The sequence below is a fragment of the Tabrizicola sp. T74 genome (genome assembly GCF_057219935.1).
Map to the genome: position 1 here is coordinate 37,872 of NZ_JBXVVT010000003.1, position 15,854 is coordinate 53,725.

15 protein-coding genes are annotated in these 15,854 nt (G+C 67.3%); 5 read left to right on the forward strand and 10 right to left on the reverse strand.

Annotation, left to right across the window (positions count from 1 at the left end; all coding sequences use genetic code 11):
- Nucleotides 1-27: 27 nt before the first annotated feature.
- The 8 genes from AC2EAL_RS09595 to ubiA all read right to left on the reverse strand — a co-directional run bounded on the left by AC2EAL_RS09595 (nt 28) and on the right by ubiA (nt 8,746).
- The gene (locus AC2EAL_RS09595; RefSeq protein ID WP_484723989.1) at nt 28-513 is read right to left on the reverse strand and encodes a peptidoglycan-binding domain-containing protein; all 486 of its coding nucleotides are present in this window, start codon (nt 511-513) and stop codon (nt 28-30) included.
- 150 nt (nt 514-663) lie between these two features.
- Nucleotides 664-1,782 (reverse strand): pyridoxal phosphate-dependent aminotransferase, encoded by a 1,119-nt coding sequence (locus AC2EAL_RS09600; RefSeq protein WP_484723990.1) that lies wholly within the window; start codon nt 1,780-1,782, stop codon nt 664-666.
- 74 nt (nt 1,783-1,856) lie between these two features.
- Nucleotides 1,857-2,588 carry an SDR family NAD(P)-dependent oxidoreductase gene (locus AC2EAL_RS09605; RefSeq protein WP_484723991.1) on the reverse strand — a complete coding sequence of 244 codons (732 nt, stop codon included), beginning with the start codon at nt 2,586-2,588 and terminating at the stop codon, nt 1,857-1,859.
- Nucleotides 2,589-2,659: 71 nt separating this feature from the next.
- Complete coding sequence (yghU, locus tag AC2EAL_RS09610) at nt 2,660-3,505, reverse strand: glutathione-dependent disulfide-bond oxidoreductase (RefSeq protein ID WP_484723992.1); 846 nt, start codon at nt 3,503-3,505, stop codon at nt 2,660-2,662.
- 155 nt (nt 3,506-3,660) lie between these two features.
- Entirely contained in the window at nt 3,661-5,139 is a 1,479-nt protein-coding gene (locus tag AC2EAL_RS09615) for an NAD-dependent succinate-semialdehyde dehydrogenase (protein ID WP_484723993.1), read from the reverse strand.
- A gap of 172 nt (nt 5,140-5,311) precedes the next feature.
- Nucleotides 5,312-5,641 (reverse strand): hypothetical protein, encoded by a 330-nt coding sequence (locus AC2EAL_RS09620; RefSeq protein WP_484723994.1) that lies wholly within the window; start codon nt 5,639-5,641, stop codon nt 5,312-5,314.
- Nucleotides 5,638-7,701, reverse strand: a complete 2,064-nt coding sequence (locus AC2EAL_RS09625) for an OmpA family protein (protein WP_484723995.1) — start codon at nt 7,699-7,701, stop codon at nt 5,638-5,640. The genes AC2EAL_RS09620 and AC2EAL_RS09625 overlap by 4 nt, the downstream gene beginning before the upstream one ends.
- 70 nt (nt 7,702-7,771) lie before the next feature.
- Nucleotides 7,772-8,746, reverse strand: a complete 975-nt coding sequence (gene ubiA / locus AC2EAL_RS09630; protein ID WP_484723996.1) for a 4-hydroxybenzoate octaprenyltransferase — start codon at nt 8,744-8,746, stop codon at nt 7,772-7,774.
- Nucleotides 8,747-8,758: 12 nt separating this feature from the next.
- Here ubiA and AC2EAL_RS09635 point away from each other — a divergent pair, with 12 nt between their 5' ends.
- From AC2EAL_RS09635 to pepT, 5 genes are all read left to right on the forward strand, one after another.
- A complete protein-coding gene (locus tag AC2EAL_RS09635) occupies nt 8,759-9,478 on the forward strand; it encodes a 16S rRNA (uracil(1498)-N(3))-methyltransferase (RefSeq protein WP_484723997.1) in 720 nt (239 codons plus the stop codon).
- Between the two features lie 142 nt (nt 9,479-9,620).
- Nucleotides 9,621-10,466, forward strand: coding sequence for a GNAT family N-acetyltransferase (locus AC2EAL_RS09640; protein ID WP_484723998.1), 846 nt, complete (start codon nt 9,621-9,623; stop codon nt 10,464-10,466).
- Nucleotides 10,463-11,014, forward strand: coding sequence for a hypothetical protein (locus AC2EAL_RS09645; protein WP_484723999.1), 552 nt, complete (start codon nt 10,463-10,465; stop codon nt 11,012-11,014). Before AC2EAL_RS09640 ends, AC2EAL_RS09645 begins: the two co-directional genes overlap by 4 nt.
- 225 nt (nt 11,015-11,239) lie before the next feature.
- Entirely contained in the window at nt 11,240-12,586 is a 1,347-nt protein-coding gene (locus AC2EAL_RS09650; RefSeq protein WP_484724000.1) for a glutamate--cysteine ligase, read from the forward strand.
- A gap of 9 nt (nt 12,587-12,595) precedes the next feature.
- Nucleotides 12,596-13,837, forward strand: coding sequence for a peptidase T (gene pepT, locus AC2EAL_RS09655; protein WP_484724001.1), 1,242 nt, complete (start codon nt 12,596-12,598; stop codon nt 13,835-13,837).
- A gap of 89 nt (nt 13,838-13,926) precedes the next feature.
- Here pepT and plsY read toward each other — a convergent pair whose 3' ends face one another.
- Nucleotides 13,927-14,538, reverse strand: coding sequence for a glycerol-3-phosphate 1-O-acyltransferase PlsY (gene plsY / locus AC2EAL_RS09660; protein WP_484724002.1), 612 nt, complete (start codon nt 14,536-14,538; stop codon nt 13,927-13,929).
- Nucleotides 14,531-15,814, reverse strand: coding sequence for a dihydroorotase (gene pyrC, locus AC2EAL_RS09665; protein WP_484724003.1), 1,284 nt, complete (start codon nt 15,812-15,814; stop codon nt 14,531-14,533). Before pyrC ends, plsY begins: the two co-directional genes overlap by 8 nt.
- Nucleotides 15,815-15,854: the final 40 nt, after the last annotated feature.

Sequence of the window (15,854 nt, forward strand, 5' to 3'; positions counted from 1 at the left end):
CGGGACAGGGCAGGGACCGTCAGGGGATCAGAACAGCAGTCCGTCATAGGCGCCGTAAGCCTTCGCCGTGGTCGACAAGGAGATGCCTTCGTCGCGGGCATAAGCGGTGATCGCGTTGTAGGTGCCAGGCCCGAAGGCGCCGTCGATCCCACCGCGATAGTAGCCCCAGGCGCGCAGGTTGCGCTGGATCGCCTTGCGCTCGCTGGCCGAATAGGTCTTGAAGGCCCGCGCCGCCGGGGTCGCGTAGATCGAGGTGGTGTGGCGCGGCTCGACATAGACCACGCGCGGCTCGACATAGGTCGGCCCGGCGGCGGTGTGGCCGCGGTCATAAAGGCGGGCCTTGCGGTTGTTCTTCAGGATCTCGTCGACGATCACGGCGGTGGCAACACCGGCGACAAAGCCCTGTTCCTTCTCACCCCAGGCCAGCGCAGGGGCGGCGGGAACGGCGGCGATGGACAGCGCGGTCAGGCCGGCGATCAGGGTGGTCTTCGCGTTCATGACAGAGAGCAGCATGTCGTGTCCTTTCGTGGTTGCCCGGGGCTTCCGGGGTTCGATGCCAATGGTTATGGGCACCCGGTCCACGCTAGGCAAAATCAGCGCCACGCTAGGGAAAAACACCCCCATGTTATCGGATAACGCCTTTTGGATCAGTGGGTTGGGCCGTCAGGCCAAGTCGCGCAGCGCCGCTGACAACCGCTCTAAACCTTCGTTGAGCCGCGCTTCCGGCCCCCCGCCCGCCCCGATCCGGATGTGATGCGGCAGGCCATAGGCCGATCCAGGGAGCAGGAAGGTGCGATATGGCGGCCTCAGCAGCGCGCGGGCCAGCGATTCGCCGTCGATCCCATCGACCCGCGCCAGCCCGATCAGCCCCGCCTCGGGCCGGTGCCAGGACAGGCGCGGTTCTTTGGTCACGAAATGGTCCAGCAGGTCCAGCGTCTCTGCCCCCTCGGCCCGGGCGCGCCCCAGCGCCGCCGCCAGCCGGTCAGGCCGCAAGGCGACTTCGGCGATATGCTCGCCGAGGGTATTCATGATCTCCGACCCGTTCTCGCGCAGGATCATCGCGTCGCGGATCACCTCCGGGCTTTGGCAGATCATCCACCCCGTCCGCAGCCCCTGCAGCCCCAGCGCCTTCGACACCGACCCCGTGGTGATCCCGAACCGTGTCATCCCGGCGATGGACGGCGGTCGCGGTCCCGCCCACTCCAGCCCCGCATAGACTTCGTCCACCACCAGCCAGATGCCATGCCGCTCCGCCAGATCCGCCAGCGCCCGAAGGTCGGCCTCGGGGATCAGCCGCCCGGTCGGGTTGTTCGGATTGGTCAGAAAGATCATCTGCGTCTTCGGCGTGATCGCCCGCGCCACCGCCTCGGGGTCCAACCACCATCCCCGGCCTTCGTCCCGCGCCACCTCCACCAGCCGCGCTCCGATGGCCTTCGCCATCACTCCCGCCTGCGGCCAGCCGGGCGCCTCGGTGACAATCTCGTCCCCCGCCTGCACCAGCTGCCGGAACAGCAGATAATTCGCCTCCGCCGCCCCCGCCGTGATCAGGACGGAGTCCAGAGGCTGCGAAAGCCCCGCCTGGTCCAGCACCCGCTGCCGCAGGCTTGGCAGGCCCAAAAAGCTCTTCCCGTTCCAGTCCAGCGACAACTCGGGGTCAAGGTCCGCGAGGAAGTCCTTCAGCCGCGGCGACCGCGCCAGCGAAAACCCGATGAAGCACTCTGGCGGCTCGGCGGCCGTGGTCTCCAAGAGGTAATCGAACAGCTTGTGAATGGTGACCTTCATTCGCCCCCTCGCGCAACCCCAAGAATTTTAAGTAAAATTCTTGTCAAATTTCTTACTCAAGAAATTTGGTCTCCTCACCGCACGTCGCGCCCCTGGTTCAGGATGATCACGTTCCCCGACGACACATCCCCTGCAGGCGAAATCAGGAACCCCACCCAGGCCGCAATCTCGTCAGGCTGCATCGCCCGCCCGTGCGGCATCGCGCTGATCGCCTTCGCCAGCACCTCCTCGGTCAACACATTGAACAGGGGTGTCTCGGTCATCGCCGGCGCAATCGAGTTCACCGCGATCCTCTCCTTCGCATAGCGCCGCGCCAAGTCCTTCGTCAGCGTGTCCATCGCCGCCTTCGAGGCCCGGTAATGCGGCGGGTCGAAGACGTCGAAGTTGTAGGCCCCGTTCGACGAGATATTGACGATCTTCCGCACCCCCGGCCGCCCCGCCATCGCCTTGACCGCCTGCTGGCAGCAATGGAAGGCCGAGGAGAAGTTAATCGCCATCTGCCGGTCCAGTTCACTGGCCGGAATGTCCGGGAAATCCGACATGAAGCAGGTCCCGGCGTTGTTCACCAGTGCATCCACCCCGCCGAACCGGGACACCAGCCGGTCGAACAGGTCCGCAATGGCCTCGGCGTCCGTCAGGTCCACCGCTTCCGCCACGAAGCCCTCCCGGTCCGCCGCCATCGCCAAGAGCGCCGCCCCGTCGATGTCGACGCCCACCACGGTCAACCCGTCGGCCAGAAGCCGGTCGACGAAGGCCCGCCCCAACCCACCTGCGGCCCCGGTCACGACGGCGATGCGATTGGACATGGCTCCCCCCAGACATGGAAAAGCCAGCCTAGGCCAAGGCCCGGGCTGGCTCAATCCGTCCTGTCGAGTTGTCAGGGTGCTTTCGGCAGCTTGTCGAAATCGGCCGAGGAATGACGCTCCGGCAGCTTCTCCCAGTCCTCGCCCCAGGAGCGGTTGACCTTCCGCCCCCGCACCACCCCCGGCCGCGCATCGATGCGCTTGGCCCAGGCCAGGACGTGCTTGTAGCTCTCCACATCCAGGAACTCGGCCGCGTTGTAGGCCCGGCCCAGCACAAGGTTCCCGTACCAGGAATAAACCGCAATGTCGGCCAGCGAATACTCCCCCGCCATCCATTCGTTCTTCGCCAGATGCTGGTCCAGCACGTCCAGCTGCCGCTTCGTCTCCATCGCATAGCGGTTGATCGCGTATTCGATCTTCACCGGCGCGTAGGCGTAGAAATGCCCGAAGCCGCCGCCGACGAAGGGCGCGGAGCCCATCTGCCAGAAAAGCCAGCTGAACATCTCGGTCCGCTGCGAGGCATCCTTCGGGATAAACGCGCCGCCGAATTTCTCGGCCAGGTACAGCATGATCGAGGCGCTCTCGAAGACCCGCTGCCCGTTGCCATGATCCATCAGCGCCGGGATCTTGGAATTCGGGTTCACCTCGACAAACCCCGACCCGAACTGGTCGCCCTTGCCGATATCGATCAGCCAAGCGTCGTATTCGGCATCGTAGCCCGCTTCCAGAAGCTCCTCCAGCAGGATCGTCACCTTCACGCCATTGGGCGTCGCCAGCGAGTAAAGCTGCAAGGGATGCTTGCCGACCGGCAGTTCCTTGTCATGCGTCGCCCCGGCGATGGGGCGGTTGATGTTTGCGAAAGTGCCGCCCGAGGGCTGCTCCCATTTCCAGACCTTCGGCGGGGTATAGTCGTTCGACATCTCGGAACCCTTGCTATGCGGATCGGACAGCAAAGCTAGTGCATCGATCCGCGCCCCACCAGTGGCCCCGAACGGCGGGAGGGGGCTGCAGAAACGCACAGCCCAACGCAAAGGGGCGGCCCGAAGACCGCCCCTTGCCCAGATGCCCAGACCCGTCAGATCGACAGGCAGACGTACTTAAGTTCCATGTAGTCATCCAGACCGTGCCGTGAGCCCTCGCGGCCCAGACCCGACTGCTTGACGCCACCGAAAGGTGCCATCTCGTTGGAGATCAACCCGGTGTTCACCCCAACCATCCCGTATTCCAGCGCTTCCTGAACCCGGGTGATCCGGCCAATGTCGCGTGCATAGAAGTAGGAGGCCAGACCGAAGATCGTGTTGTTGGCAAGCTCGATGACCTCTTCCTCGGTCTCGAACTTGAAGAGGGGGGCGAGCGGCCCGAAGGTCTCTTCCTGGGCAACCTTCATGTCGGGCTTTACGCCGGTCACGACGGTCGGCTGGAAGAAGGTCCCGCCCAGCTCATGCCGGCGGCCCCCAGTGACGATCTTGCCGCCGCCTGCGAGGACGTCGGCGATATGCTCCTCGACCTTGTCCACGGCGGCCGCGTTGATCAGCGGGCCGGTGGTGACACCAGCCTTCAGACCGTCGCCGATCGACAGCTTCTCGACCGCTGCTGCCAGCTTCTTCGCAAAGGCGTCATAGACGCCTGCCTGCACATAGATCCGGTTCGCGCAGACGCAGGTCTGGCCGTTGTTGCGGAACTTGGAAATCATCGCGCCTTCCACCGCCGCATCCAGATCGGCGTCGTCGAAGACGATGAAGGGGGCATTCCCACCCAGCTCCATCGAGCACTTCAGGATCTGGTCCGCCGCCTGCTTCAAGAGGATGCGACCCACCTCGGTCGACCCGGTGAAGGTCAGCTTGCGGATCAGCGGGTTCTCGCAGAACTCCTTGCCGATGTCCGAGGACCGCTTGGACGTGATGACCGAGAAGAGCCCCGCCGGCACCCCAGCGCGCTCTGCCAGCAGCGCCAGCGACAGGGCCGACAGCGGAGTCTCCGCCGCAGGACGCGCCACAAACCCGCAACCGGCCGCAAGGGCAGGGGCCACCTTCCGCGCGATCATCGCGTTCGGGAAATTCCACGGGGTAATGGAGGCCGCCACGCCGATCGGCTGCTTCAGCACATGGATGCGCTTGTCGCGCTGGTGGCCGGGGATGATGTCGCCATAGGTGCGCTTGGCTTCCTCGCCGTAGAATTCGATGTAGGACGAGCCATAGGCAATCTCGCCCTTGGCTTCGGCCAGCGGCTTGCCCATCTCGGCGGTCAGGATCGTCGCCAGGTCGTCCTGGTTCGCCATGCACAGGTCGAACCACTTGCGCAGCACCTGCGCACGCTCTTTCCCGGTGCGCTTGGCCCATTCGCGGTGCGCGGCATGCGCGGCCTTGATCGCGCGGGCGGCTTCCGCACGGCCAAGGTTCGGCAGGTGGCAGATCACGTCGCCCCGGGCGGGGTTCGTCACCGGGAAGGTCGAGCCGTCGTCGGCATCCACCCACTCACCGGCGACATAGGACTTGGTCACCAGAAGCGAGGGGTCTTTCAGAAGCGACGCGAGGTCGGTCACGGAATCGAGCATGGGTGGGCCCTCCTTATGCTTTGTGCGACAGGTGCCATGCGGGGCGGCCTATGTCCAGTTCGACGGGCTGCATCAGGCCAAGGTTTGATCAAATCTGCGAGCGGCTGGACCGACGCGCCGCAAATCTTTTCGAAAAGATTTGCAAATTCCTTCGAAGGAATTTGACCCCGAACTACCCGTTCGCGTGCATCCGCTCGATATAGGTGCGCATCTCCTCGGCCTCGTGACGGGCTTCGCGCAGGCCCTCCATCGCGGCCTTCAGCTCGGCCTCGGTCTGGCTGATGTGGTTCGTCAGCTCCGCCTCGCGCTGTTCCAGATAGGCCAGCGCCTGGTCGCGCAGTTCTTCTGCCTCGTGCAACGACTGCGCCAGCTTGTCCATCTCGGCCATGTCGCCGCCCTGGACCCGGGTGAACCGGTGCAGAAGCCAGTGGGTGAACCAGCCCAGCGCAAAGGCGACCAGAAGGATGATGGCAGTGGCGACGACGAATTCGGTGCGGTTCATTGGTCTTCCTCGGCCTGCAGGCCTTCGGGGCGGGGCTTCGGGGCAATGGTCTTTTCGGTCGGCGCGACCGAGGGGCTGGTGTCGTCCGAGAAGTCGGGACCCTCGGCAGCAGGCGATGGCGCCTCGGCTGCCGGGGTGGTGCCCTCAGCCGCCGGTGCCACGGCCTCGCCCCCCGCCTCTGCCGGAGCCGCCTCTGCCGAGGCTTCGCCTGCCGCCGCCGCGCCATGCGCGCCCTTCAGCACGAATTCGATCCGCCGGTTCGCCTCGCGGCCTGCCTCGCTGCCGTTGTCGGCAATCGGCATCGTCTCGCCAAAGCCCTTCGCGGTCATGCCGGACACATCGACCCGCCGGCCTTGCAGCGCCAGCAGCACCGCTTCGGCCCGGGCCTGGCTCAGCGACAGGTTGCCGCCTTCCGAGCCCTGGCTGTCGGTATGGCCGCCGATTTCCATCTGCATCGCCGGGCAGTCGGTCAGGATCTGCGCCAACTCATCCAGCACCGGCCGCGCCGTGGTCGCGATCTCGGCCGAGGCCGGCGTGAAGGTGATCTTCGTCCGCGCGATCACCGCGTTCAGGTCGGCGGCGCATTCCTCGGGCGTGGGCAGTGCGGCCAGCGGGTCCAGCGCCTCGTCATAGCGGACGTTGACCTTGAAGGTCTCGCCCTGGCCCAGCTCTTCGGACAGGATCTGCGTGATCCGGCCCCGGGCCGTGGTGGACCCGGTGACCCCGGTCACCTCGACCAGGTCGGGCCGAACCAGAAGCCTGCCACTCTCCACCTCGGCCAGGGCCTTCAGCCCCGCCAGTACCCGGATCGCCCAGCCGTCCGGCAGGCCCGCGTCCACCCGCGTCGCGGTCAGCACGTCCGCCCCGGCAAAGGCCGACCGCGCAAAGGCGTCGACCACATTGCGCTGCGTCTCATCGATCACCCGGCCGCGGAGTTCGACCTTCCCGCCCTCGGCCAGCACTGCGGTGAACTCCGCCGGGCCCTCGGTCGCGGTCTCCACCTTCTCGAGCGTCGAGGTCAGCGAAAAGACATCCGGCAACCCGGTTTCCAGCTCGCCCACCACCTTGTCGAACGTCGCCTGCGGCACGTCACTGCCCGCCAGAAGCGTGACGTCGGCATCGGAAAAGGTGATCGACCCCGACCCCAGTTCCGTCACCGCCCGGATGCCCAGCCCCACCGCCTCGGCCCAGCGCGGGGTCGGCACGCCAAGCCCCACCTGGCAGACCGGCGCGCCCTCCACCCCGGCAGCCGCCGCCGTCCGCAGGATCTGCGCCCGCGCCCGTTCCGTGTCGGCGGAACAGCTGTCAAACCGCGCGCCCTCGGCATCGACGACAAAGCGCATGGTAAAAGGCGTGATCACCGGCCGCGGGGCCGAGATGTCCAGCACCAGCTGCACGCCTGCCGGGGCCGAGGCGCGCAGCTCGCGCTCCAGCTCGCGCTTTTCGCTGTCGCTGTCGGAAATCGCCGTGACCTCGACCACCTCTGCCGCGACCGAGATCTTCGACCGTTCCAGCTTGCCAAGCGCCTCCAGCCCGAAGGCCAGCGCCGCGTTCCAGGTTGCGGGTGCGGGATAGCCCGCCGTTTCCAGCATGTCCGGAAGCTCGGTCCCCGGGGCCAGCGCTGCGGCCGCCTCGGTCAGCTGCGCCTCGCCCAGGCCGCCTTCGCCCGGGTCTTCCGGGATCAGGCCGATCAGCTGGATGCCGTCTTCCGTGCGCAGCATCTGGACCGAGAAGTCCGGCGCCTCGATCGCCGTGGTCGGGGCCACATCCAGCCCGTCGCGGATGCGGCTGGCATCGATCAGCGAGCCCACCAGGTTGACCGCCCGGAACCGCAGGTCCTCGCGCGGGGCGGTGCCGGTCAGCTGCACCTGCAAGCCGTCCGTCGTCACGGTGATCCAGCCCAGCCCGGCTTCGGCCAGCGTCGCTGTGACCACCTTCAAAGTGCGCGACTCGATGACCTTTGCCGCCCCGAAGGCCACCGAAATCATCAGGACCGCCGCCAGCAGGAACGCAAGCAGCGCAAGGGTGGTCGAGGACAGTCTGGCAATACGGGGCAGCAACTGGGGGACTTCCGCAAGACTCAAGGGCACCGTTCGGCCCCCTGCTTCCTAGGGGTTCAGGGCCAAAGGTTCAACCAAGCCATGCAGCTATGGCAAGAAACGGCACGGGGATCAGCCCGGCATCGCGGTTGGCGCGGAACACCTTCAGGCAGGATGCCGGGTCGTCCAGGTCCAGTTGCCGCATTTGCCAGCCAAGGTGCAGCCCCATCGCCCAGACCCCGGCCAGCGCCACGACAAAGGCCAGGGGCCGCTGCGCATCGGCATGGGCCAGGACCACGGCGGCGGCGAACAGGATCAGCGTCGCCGCGAAGAAACCCCAGAGCCACTGACGGCTGTTGTCCCCGAACAGCCGCGCCGTGGACATGACCCCGATCAGCGCATCGTCCTCGCGGTCCTGATGCGCATAGATCGTGTCATAGTACAGCGTCCAGGCAATCCCCGCCGCGTACAGCACCACTGCCGCCGCCGGCACCGTCCCGGCATGCGCGGCCCAGGCCAGAAGCGCGCCCCAGTTGAACGCCAGCCCCAGGAACACCTGCGGCCACCAGGTAAAGCGCTTGGCGAAGGGGTATATGCAGACCAGCGCCAGGCTTGCGACCCCCAAGGCCACCGCCAGCCAGTTGTAGGTGAAGAGGATACAGGCCGCGAGCAAGGCCTGCACCACCATCCAGACCAGTGCCGCCTTCACCGTCACCTGACCGGAGGGCAAGGGCCGCGAGCGCGTGCGGGCCACCTGCGCGTCGATGTCCCGATCCGTGATGTCATTCCAGGTGCAGCCCGCGCCACGCATCAGGAAGGCCCCCACGCCACAGGAGACCGCGAGCCACAGGTCCCAGGCCCGGAAACCGCTCACCCCACCCGCCAGCGCAATCGCCCAGAGGCAGGGCACCAGCAGCAGCCAGGTCCCGATAGGCCGGTCCGCGCGGCTTAACCGCAGATAGGGCCGCGTGGCCGCCGGGGCGTAGACATCCACCCAGTTCGCGCGGGGTGCGTCCGCAACCTGACCCGCGGGGGCAGCCTCTGGCATTTCGGGCGCTTGGGACATAGGTTCCGGCTCATGGATGCGAAGATCAGGCTCTATGTAGATCAGCCGCTTGGGGCGGGGCAAGCCGTGGCCCTGTCGCAGGATCAGGCGCACTACCTGACAGGCGTCATGCGGCTGGGCGAGGGGGCGGCAATCCTCCTCTTCAACGGCCGCGACGGCGAGTGGCGCGCAACGCTCGCCCAGGCCGGGAAACGCAACGCCATCGCGGTTTGCGACGTGCAGACGAAACCCCTGCACATGCCCCCCGACCTCTGGCTCCTCTTCGCGCCGATCAAGAAGGCCCGTACCGATTTCATCGTCGAAAAGGCCGTGGAACTCGGTGCCGCCCGCATCCTCCCGGTCCAGACCCGCCACACCAATTCCGAACGCATCCGGCAGGACCGCCTGCAGGCCCACGCCGTGGAGGCCGCCGAACAATGCGGCGCCACCTACGTGCCTGAAGTAACGGACCTCACGCCCCTCGACCGCCTCCTTCGCCAATGGCCCGAGGACCGCCGCCTTTACTGGTGCGACGAGACCGCCATCGGCCAGCCCGCCAGCCTGACACCGACGACCGGCCCCGCCGCCATCCTGATCGGCCCCGAGGGCGGCTTCTCCGCCGACGAGGCCCAGAAACTCCGCGCCCGGACAAACGTCACCCCCCTGAGCCTCGGCCCCAGAATCCTCCGCGCCGACACCGCCGCCGTTGCGGCCCTGACGCTCTGGCAGGCGGCCTGCGGGGACTGGCGATGACGCCCAACAGCCGTCCACCCACCCGAGCGCTAATCCGTAGCGCCGCCTCCACCGCCAAAGCGCCTCCCTCCCCCCACCGTGGGGGAGGGAGGGGGTGGGGGGCTCCCCCTTGCCATCCCGCGCGACCTCCGGAGACAGGGCCATGATCGTCGAGGCCGGACCCGACGACCGCGCAGCGCTGGAGGCGATCCTGACCGCCCGCATCGACCAGGCGATGTTTCCCCTGACAAACCTCCGCGCACATGGGCTGGGGCAGGGCGGCTTCGCCGCCGACCACCCCCACGCATCGCGATACTGGATTGTCGACGGCCACAGCCTCATTGCTCTGACGCAAGAGGGGATGCTGATGGCGCTCCTCCACGGCACACCCGATCTCGCGCCCCTCCGCCCCCTTCTCCACGGCCTCACCGTCACCGGCGCCATCGGCCCCGCCGCCTCGATCCGGCCCCTGCTGGCAGCGCTCGCTCTTGACCACCTGCCCACAACAATGGACCGGGACGAGCCTGGCTTCGCCCTCCCTCTCGACGCCCTGATCCTCCCCGACCTCCCCGCCGCGACCCTCCGCCCGTTGTCCCCGGCGGACCTGCCGCGCGTCACTGAATGGCGCGAAACTTACATCGGCGAAGTCACGGGCGTCACCGGCCCCGAGGCCCGCGCCAAGGCCGAGGCCGACCTTGCCAGCTACCTCGCCCGCGACAGCCACCGCCTCTTGATCCACGACGGCGAACCCGTGGCTCTCACCGGCTTCAACGCGACGCTTCCCGAAATCGTCCAGGTCGGCGGCGTCTACACCCCGCCCGCCCTCCGCAACCGTGGCCACGCCCGCCGCGCCGTCGCGCTCCACCTGGCCGAAGCGCGCGCCAAAGGCACCCGGCGCGCCGTTCTGTTCGCCGCCTCCGACGCGGCTGCCCGCGCCTACCTTGCCATCGGCTTCCAGCCTGCGTCAGACTTCGCCCTTGTCCTCTTCCGTGATCCGGTCACGCCGTGAGCTTCATCCGCCCCGAACTCCTCGAAACCCTCCACCGCTGGCGCGAAGTCATCGCCGGGGCCGCCCTCACCGCCCTCGGCCTCTGGACCGCCACGCGCGGCGGCTATTTCCTCACGCCCCTTGGCCTTGCCCTCACCACCCTCGGCGGGGCTTGGGCGCTGACCGCCTTCCGCCGCCTCCGCTTCCAGCAGGACGGCGAGGCACCGGGCATCGTTCGCGTGACCGAGGCGCAGATCGCCTACTACGGCCCCCGGGTCGGCGGCTTTGTCGGTCTCCCCGACCTGGCCGAAATCCGCCTTCTTACCCTGCGTGGCCGCCGCATCTGGAAGCTGAAGCAGGGAGACGGCCAGCTTCTCCACATCCCCGTGGAATCCGACGGGGCCGAGGCGCTGTTCGACGCCTTCGCCACGCTGCCCGGCATCGATATGGCCGCCCTTGTCGCGGCGCTCGGCACCGACGCGCCCGCATCCGACACCCGCGTCATCGCGCTGAACGAAGTCGACCGGCTGATCTGGGCGCGCAAGGGAGCGGGCGTCGTGGTCCGCTGACCAACCCGCAAATCCGACAGGAATTCTGTTCATTTCATAACAGAAGTTTAGTCCGCCCCGCCAAGCCCTTGAATTTCCACGCCCCGCAGAACCGTCCACCGTGGACAGACGGCGCGCGGCCCCGTGACCCCCCTTGACTTGGTGAGCCGCCCGCGACACCTCTTGCCATCCGGCTCCCCTGCGGGGCCAAGCCCAAGCAGCCAGAAGACCCGGAGCCCGTCCCCCATGTCCATCCCTCAGTCCGGCGGCGGCCTCATCGAAAGCTTCGACCAACTCGCCACCTATATGGAGGCCGGCTGCAAACCCAAGGACCAGTGGCGCATCGGGGCCGAGCATGAGAAGTTCGGCTGGCTGACCGACACCCGCCAGCCCCTTCCCTATGCAGGCCCCCGCTCCATCTCGGCCATCTTCGCCCAGCTTGAGGCCCGCTTCGGCTGGACCCCGGTCAAGGAGGGCGAGAACACCATCGGCCTCACCCGGAACGGGGCCAACATCAGCCTCGAACCCGGCGGCCAGTTCGAACTGTCCGGCGCCCCTCTCGCCTCGACGCTGGAGGTCGGCGCGGAACTGCAAAACCACCTCGACGAAGTCCGCCAGATCGCCGACCCGATGGGGGTCCGCTTCATGGGGATCGGCGCCGCACCCGAATGGACGCACCAACAGATGCCGGTGATGCCCAAGGGCCGCTACCGGCTGATGACCGACTACATGGGCCGCGTCGGGACGCACGGCACGCAGATGATGTACCGGACCTGCACCGTGCAGGTGAACCTCGACTACGCCTCGGAAGCCGACTTCGTGAAGAAGCTCCGCGTGGCGCTTGCCCTGCAACCCGTCGCCACCGCCCTCTTCGCCTCATCGCCCTTCTTCGAAGGCAAGCCCAACGCCCACCGCTCTTGGCGCAGCCGTATCTGGCGCGGGCTTGATGACAGCCGGACAGGCATGCTCCCCTTCGCCTTCGAGGACGGGATGGGCTTCCAAAGGTATGTCGACTGGGTCCTCGACGTGCCGATGTACTTCGTCTACCGCGACGGAAAGTACATCAATGCCCTCGGCCAATCCTTCCGCGATTTCCTTGCCGGAAAGCTCCCCGCGCTGCCGGGAGAGAAGCCCACGCTGTCGGACTGGGCCGACCACATGACCACCGTCTTCCCCGAGGCGCGCGCGAAGAAGTTCATCGAGATGCGCGGGGCCGATTGCGGCGACCAGGCCCATATCGCGGCCCTTCCGGCCTTCTGGGTCGGCCTCATGTACGACCAGACCGCGCTTGATGCGGCCTGGGACCTCGTGAAGGGCCTCGACACTGAGACCCGCGAAGGCCTGCGCGTTGCGGCCTCCGTCTCGGCCCTGCAGGGCGAAGCGCGTGGCGTCAAGCTTCTCGACCTCGCCCGTGCCGCCGTGGGCCTGTCGCATGCGGGCCTCGTCGCAAGGGGCCTCGGCGAAGAGGTCCAGCTTCTGCCGCTGGTCGAAAGCCTTAAGACCGGCCGGGTGCAGGCGGACAAGTGGCTCGACCTCTACAACGGTGACTGGGGCAGGGACCTCACGCCGCTCTACCAGGCCGCTTCCTTGTAAGGAGCCACCATGCGCACCGATTTCGACGCCGAGCTGGAAGACCGCCTGATCCGCTATTGCGCCATCGACAGCCAGAGCGACGAGGACAGCAAGAGCCAGCCCAGCACGCAGGTCCAGTTCGGGATGCTGAACCTGCTGGTCGAAGAGCTGAAATCTATCGGCGCGCAGGACGTGACTCTTACTGACTACGGCACTGTCCTTGCCACCGTCCCGGCCACGGCAGAAGGTCCGACCATCGGCTTTCTCGCCCATGTCGACACCGCCCCTGCCTTCAACGCCACCGGCGTCAAGCCGCGCGTGATCCGGGGATACAACGGCGGCCCGATCCGCTTTCCCGACGCGCCGGACTTGGAGCTGTCGCCCGAGGTCTCTCCTTATCTCGGCACGCGCCTTGGCCATGACATCGTCACCGCCTCGGGCACCACGCTGCTGGGCGCCGACGACAAGTCCGGCGTCGCCGTCATCATGACCGCCGCCCGGCACCTGATCGCCAATCCCGACATCCCGCACGGGGCGATCCGCATTGCCTTCACGCCCGACGAGGAAATCGGGCGCGGCGTCGATCCGCGTCTGGCCAAGGACCTGAAGGCCGACTTCGCCTACACGCTCGACGGTGGTGCTGCGGGCGAGATCGAGTATGAAAGCTTTTCCGCCGACGGGGCTGTGGTGAAGATCGAGGGCGTTTCGGTACACCCCGGCACCGCCAAGGACAAGCTGGTCAATGCGCTGCACCTTGGCGCCAAGATCATCTCGACCCTGCCTCAGGCCCGAATGACGCCCGAGACGACGAGCGGCCGTGAAGGGTTCATCATGGTCTACGAAATGCGCGGCACGGCGGCGGAGTGTGAGCTGCGCTTCATCCTGCGGGACTTCGAACTGGACGGCCTCGCCGCCAAGGGCGCATTGTTGCGGCAGGTGTGTGAGGCAGTCGTCGCGACGGAGCCGCGCGCGAAGATCACCTGCGAGATCCGCCCCCAATACCGCAACATGCGCTACTGGCTGGAAAAGGACATGTCGCCCGTCGAACTGGCGCAAGGCGCCTGCCGCGACCTGGGGATCGAGCCGGTGTCCGTCCCGATCCGCGGCGGCACCGATGGCTCGCGCCTGACGGAAATGGGCGTGCCCTGTCCGAACGTCTTTACGGGCATGCAAGAACTGCACGGGCCCCGCGAGTGGATCTCTGTGCAGGATATGGCGCTCTCGACGCGTGTCGTGTTGCGGCTGGTAGAGCGAGCGGCGAAGGGCGGCTAAGCGCGCGAAATCCTGGTTGCCAGACGGTTACCGTCCACAGACATGTTTTTGATTTCAATACGAAATCCAGAAATGTCCACCGTGGACAGTCAGGCCTTCTTCGCCCCGATCTTGGGTTCCGTCCCCGCCTTGATCCGCTGCAGGTTCCCCCAGTGCCGGGCATAGACCAGCACCGTCAGGACCAGGGTCAGGAGGAGCAGGCTCCCATCGGTCAGGCCCAGCACGAACAGCCCCGAGGCCGCCGCCGCGATCAGTGCTGCGATCGACGAGGTCCGGGTGACCACCGCCCCCAGCAGCCAGGTCACGCAGACTGCGGCCCCCACCAGCCAGTTCAGCGCCAGCATGACCCCGATGAAGGTCGCCACCCCCTTGCCGCCCTTGAAGCGCAGCCAGACCGGGAACAGGTGCCCCAGGAACGCCGCCAGCCCCGCGACCTGCGCCGCGTCCTCTCCGACCAGCCAGCGGGCGAGAAGGACAGCCACCGCCCCCTTGCCGCCGTCGAGCAGCAGGGTGGCCAGCGCCGCCCCCTTGTTCCCGGTCCGGAGCACGTTCGTCGCACCGATGTTCCCCGACCCGATGGCCCGCAGGTCCCCCAACCCCATCGCCCGAGTGACCACCACCCCGAACGGGATCGACCCCAGGAGGTAGCCCAGTATGGCCACCAAGATCAGCATCCCCTGCGAGGTCACGAATTCAGGCATGGCTTTCTTCCGCCGCAAAGACACGGGTCCCGCCGACCCAGGTTCCCAGCACCTTACCTTCCATCCGCGCCCCGTCAAACGGGGTGTTCTTGGATTTTGACCGCAAGCGGAAGCGGTCCATCAGGAAGGGCGCGTCGGGGTCGAAGAGGACCAGGTCGGCAGGCGCGCCTAGGGTCAGGCGGCCCTGCGGCAGGCCAAGGCGGTTCGCCGGGTTCAGCGCCATCGCGCGGAAGAGGGCGGGCAGGTCCAGATGCCCGGCATGATAGAGCCGCATCGCCGCGGGCAGGAACGTCTCCAGCGCGACGGCCCCGGCCGCAGCCTCCTCGAAGGGCAGGCGCTTCGATTCCTCATCCGCCGGGGTGTGGAAGGACGAGATCACGTCGATGGTCCCGTCGGCCACGGCTGCGACCACGGCCAGCCGGTCCTGCTCGGACCGCAAGGGCGGGGTGACCTTGAAGAAGGTCCGGTAGTCGCCCACGTCGAATTCGTTCAGCGTCAGGTGGTGGATCGAAGTCCCTGCCGTCACATCCAGCCCTGCGGCCTTGGCGCGGGCCAGCGCGGGCAGCGACTTCGCCGTGGTGATCTGGTCGGCGTGGTAGCGGACGCCCGTCATCTCGACCAGGGCAAGGTCGCGTTCCAGGCCCATCCGTTCCGCCATCGGCGAGACTGCCGGGATACCGCGCAGGCTGGCGAACTTGCCGGAGGTGGCCGAGGCGCCCGAGGACAGCCCGGGGTCCTGCGGATGGCCCACGACCAGCGCGCCCAGTGACTTCGCATAAGTCATCGCCCGGGTGATCGCCTTGGCGTCGGTCGAGACGCGGAACACGTCCGAGAAGGCAATGGCGCCCGCATCGCGCAGGAAGCCGATCTCGGTCATCTCGCGCCCCTCGCGGCCCTTGGTCAGGGCAGCCATGTGGCGGATGCGGACTGGCGCTTCGGCGGCGCGGCGGGTGACGAACTCCAGCGTCTCGGGCGTGTCGATGGCCGGGTGGGTGTCGGGCCGGGCGATGATCGTGGTGACCCCGCCCGCCGCCGCCGCCGCCCCGGCCGAGCCAAAGCTTTCGCGGTGCCGCTCCCCGGGTTCACCGATCTTCACCCCAAGGTCGACGATGCCCGGAGCAAGGCACTTGGCCCCGCAGTCCACCACTGTCGCACCCTTCGGCGCCTTCTCGTCTCGGGCCAGGATCAGCCCGTCCTTCACCGTCAGACTGCCCAGGGCATCCGTGCCCCCCTCGGGGTCGATCAGGCGGGCGTTGGTGAAGTGCAGCGTGGTCATGTCCGGTCCGTCCGAAGGGCTGGCCCGATATGCGACGGCG

Bases quoted from the DNA above. Each gene is read 5' to 3' on its own strand.
- AC2EAL_RS09595 (WP_484723989.1), bottom strand. From the start codon at position 513: ATGCTGCTCTCTGTCATGAACGCGAAGACCACCCTGATCGCCGGCCTG.
- AC2EAL_RS09600 (WP_484723990.1), bottom strand. From the start codon at position 1,782: ATGAAGGTCACCATTCACAAGCTGTTCGATTACCTCTTGGAGACCACG.
- AC2EAL_RS09605 (WP_484723991.1), bottom strand. From the start codon at position 2,588: ATGTCCAATCGCATCGCCGTCGTGACCGGGGCCGCAGGTGGGTTGGGG.
- yghU (WP_484723992.1), bottom strand. From the start codon at position 3,505: ATGTCGAACGACTATACCCCGCCGAAGGTCTGGAAATGGGAGCAGCCC.
- AC2EAL_RS09615 (WP_484723993.1), bottom strand. From the start codon at position 5,139: ATGCTCGATTCCGTGACCGACCTCGCGTCGCTTCTGAAAGACCCCTCG.
- AC2EAL_RS09620 (WP_484723994.1), bottom strand. From the start codon at position 5,641: ATGAACCGCACCGAATTCGTCGTCGCCACTGCCATCATCCTTCTGGTC.
- ubiA (WP_484723996.1), bottom strand. From the start codon at position 8,746: ATGTCCCAAGCGCCCGAAATGCCAGAGGCTGCCCCCGCGGGTCAGGTT.
- AC2EAL_RS09635 (WP_484723997.1), top strand. From the start codon at position 8,759: ATGGATGCGAAGATCAGGCTCTATGTAGATCAGCCGCTTGGGGCGGGG.
- AC2EAL_RS09640 (WP_484723998.1), top strand. From the start codon at position 9,621: ATGATCGTCGAGGCCGGACCCGACGACCGCGCAGCGCTGGAGGCGATC.
- AC2EAL_RS09650 (WP_484724000.1), top strand. From the start codon at position 11,240: ATGTCCATCCCTCAGTCCGGCGGCGGCCTCATCGAAAGCTTCGACCAA.
- pepT (WP_484724001.1), top strand. From the start codon at position 12,596: ATGCGCACCGATTTCGACGCCGAGCTGGAAGACCGCCTGATCCGCTAT.
- plsY (WP_484724002.1), bottom strand. From the start codon at position 14,538: ATGCCTGAATTCGTGACCTCGCAGGGGATGCTGATCTTGGTGGCCATA.
- pyrC (WP_484724003.1), bottom strand. From the start codon at position 15,814: ATGACCACGCTGCACTTCACCAACGCCCGCCTGATCGACCCCGAGGGG.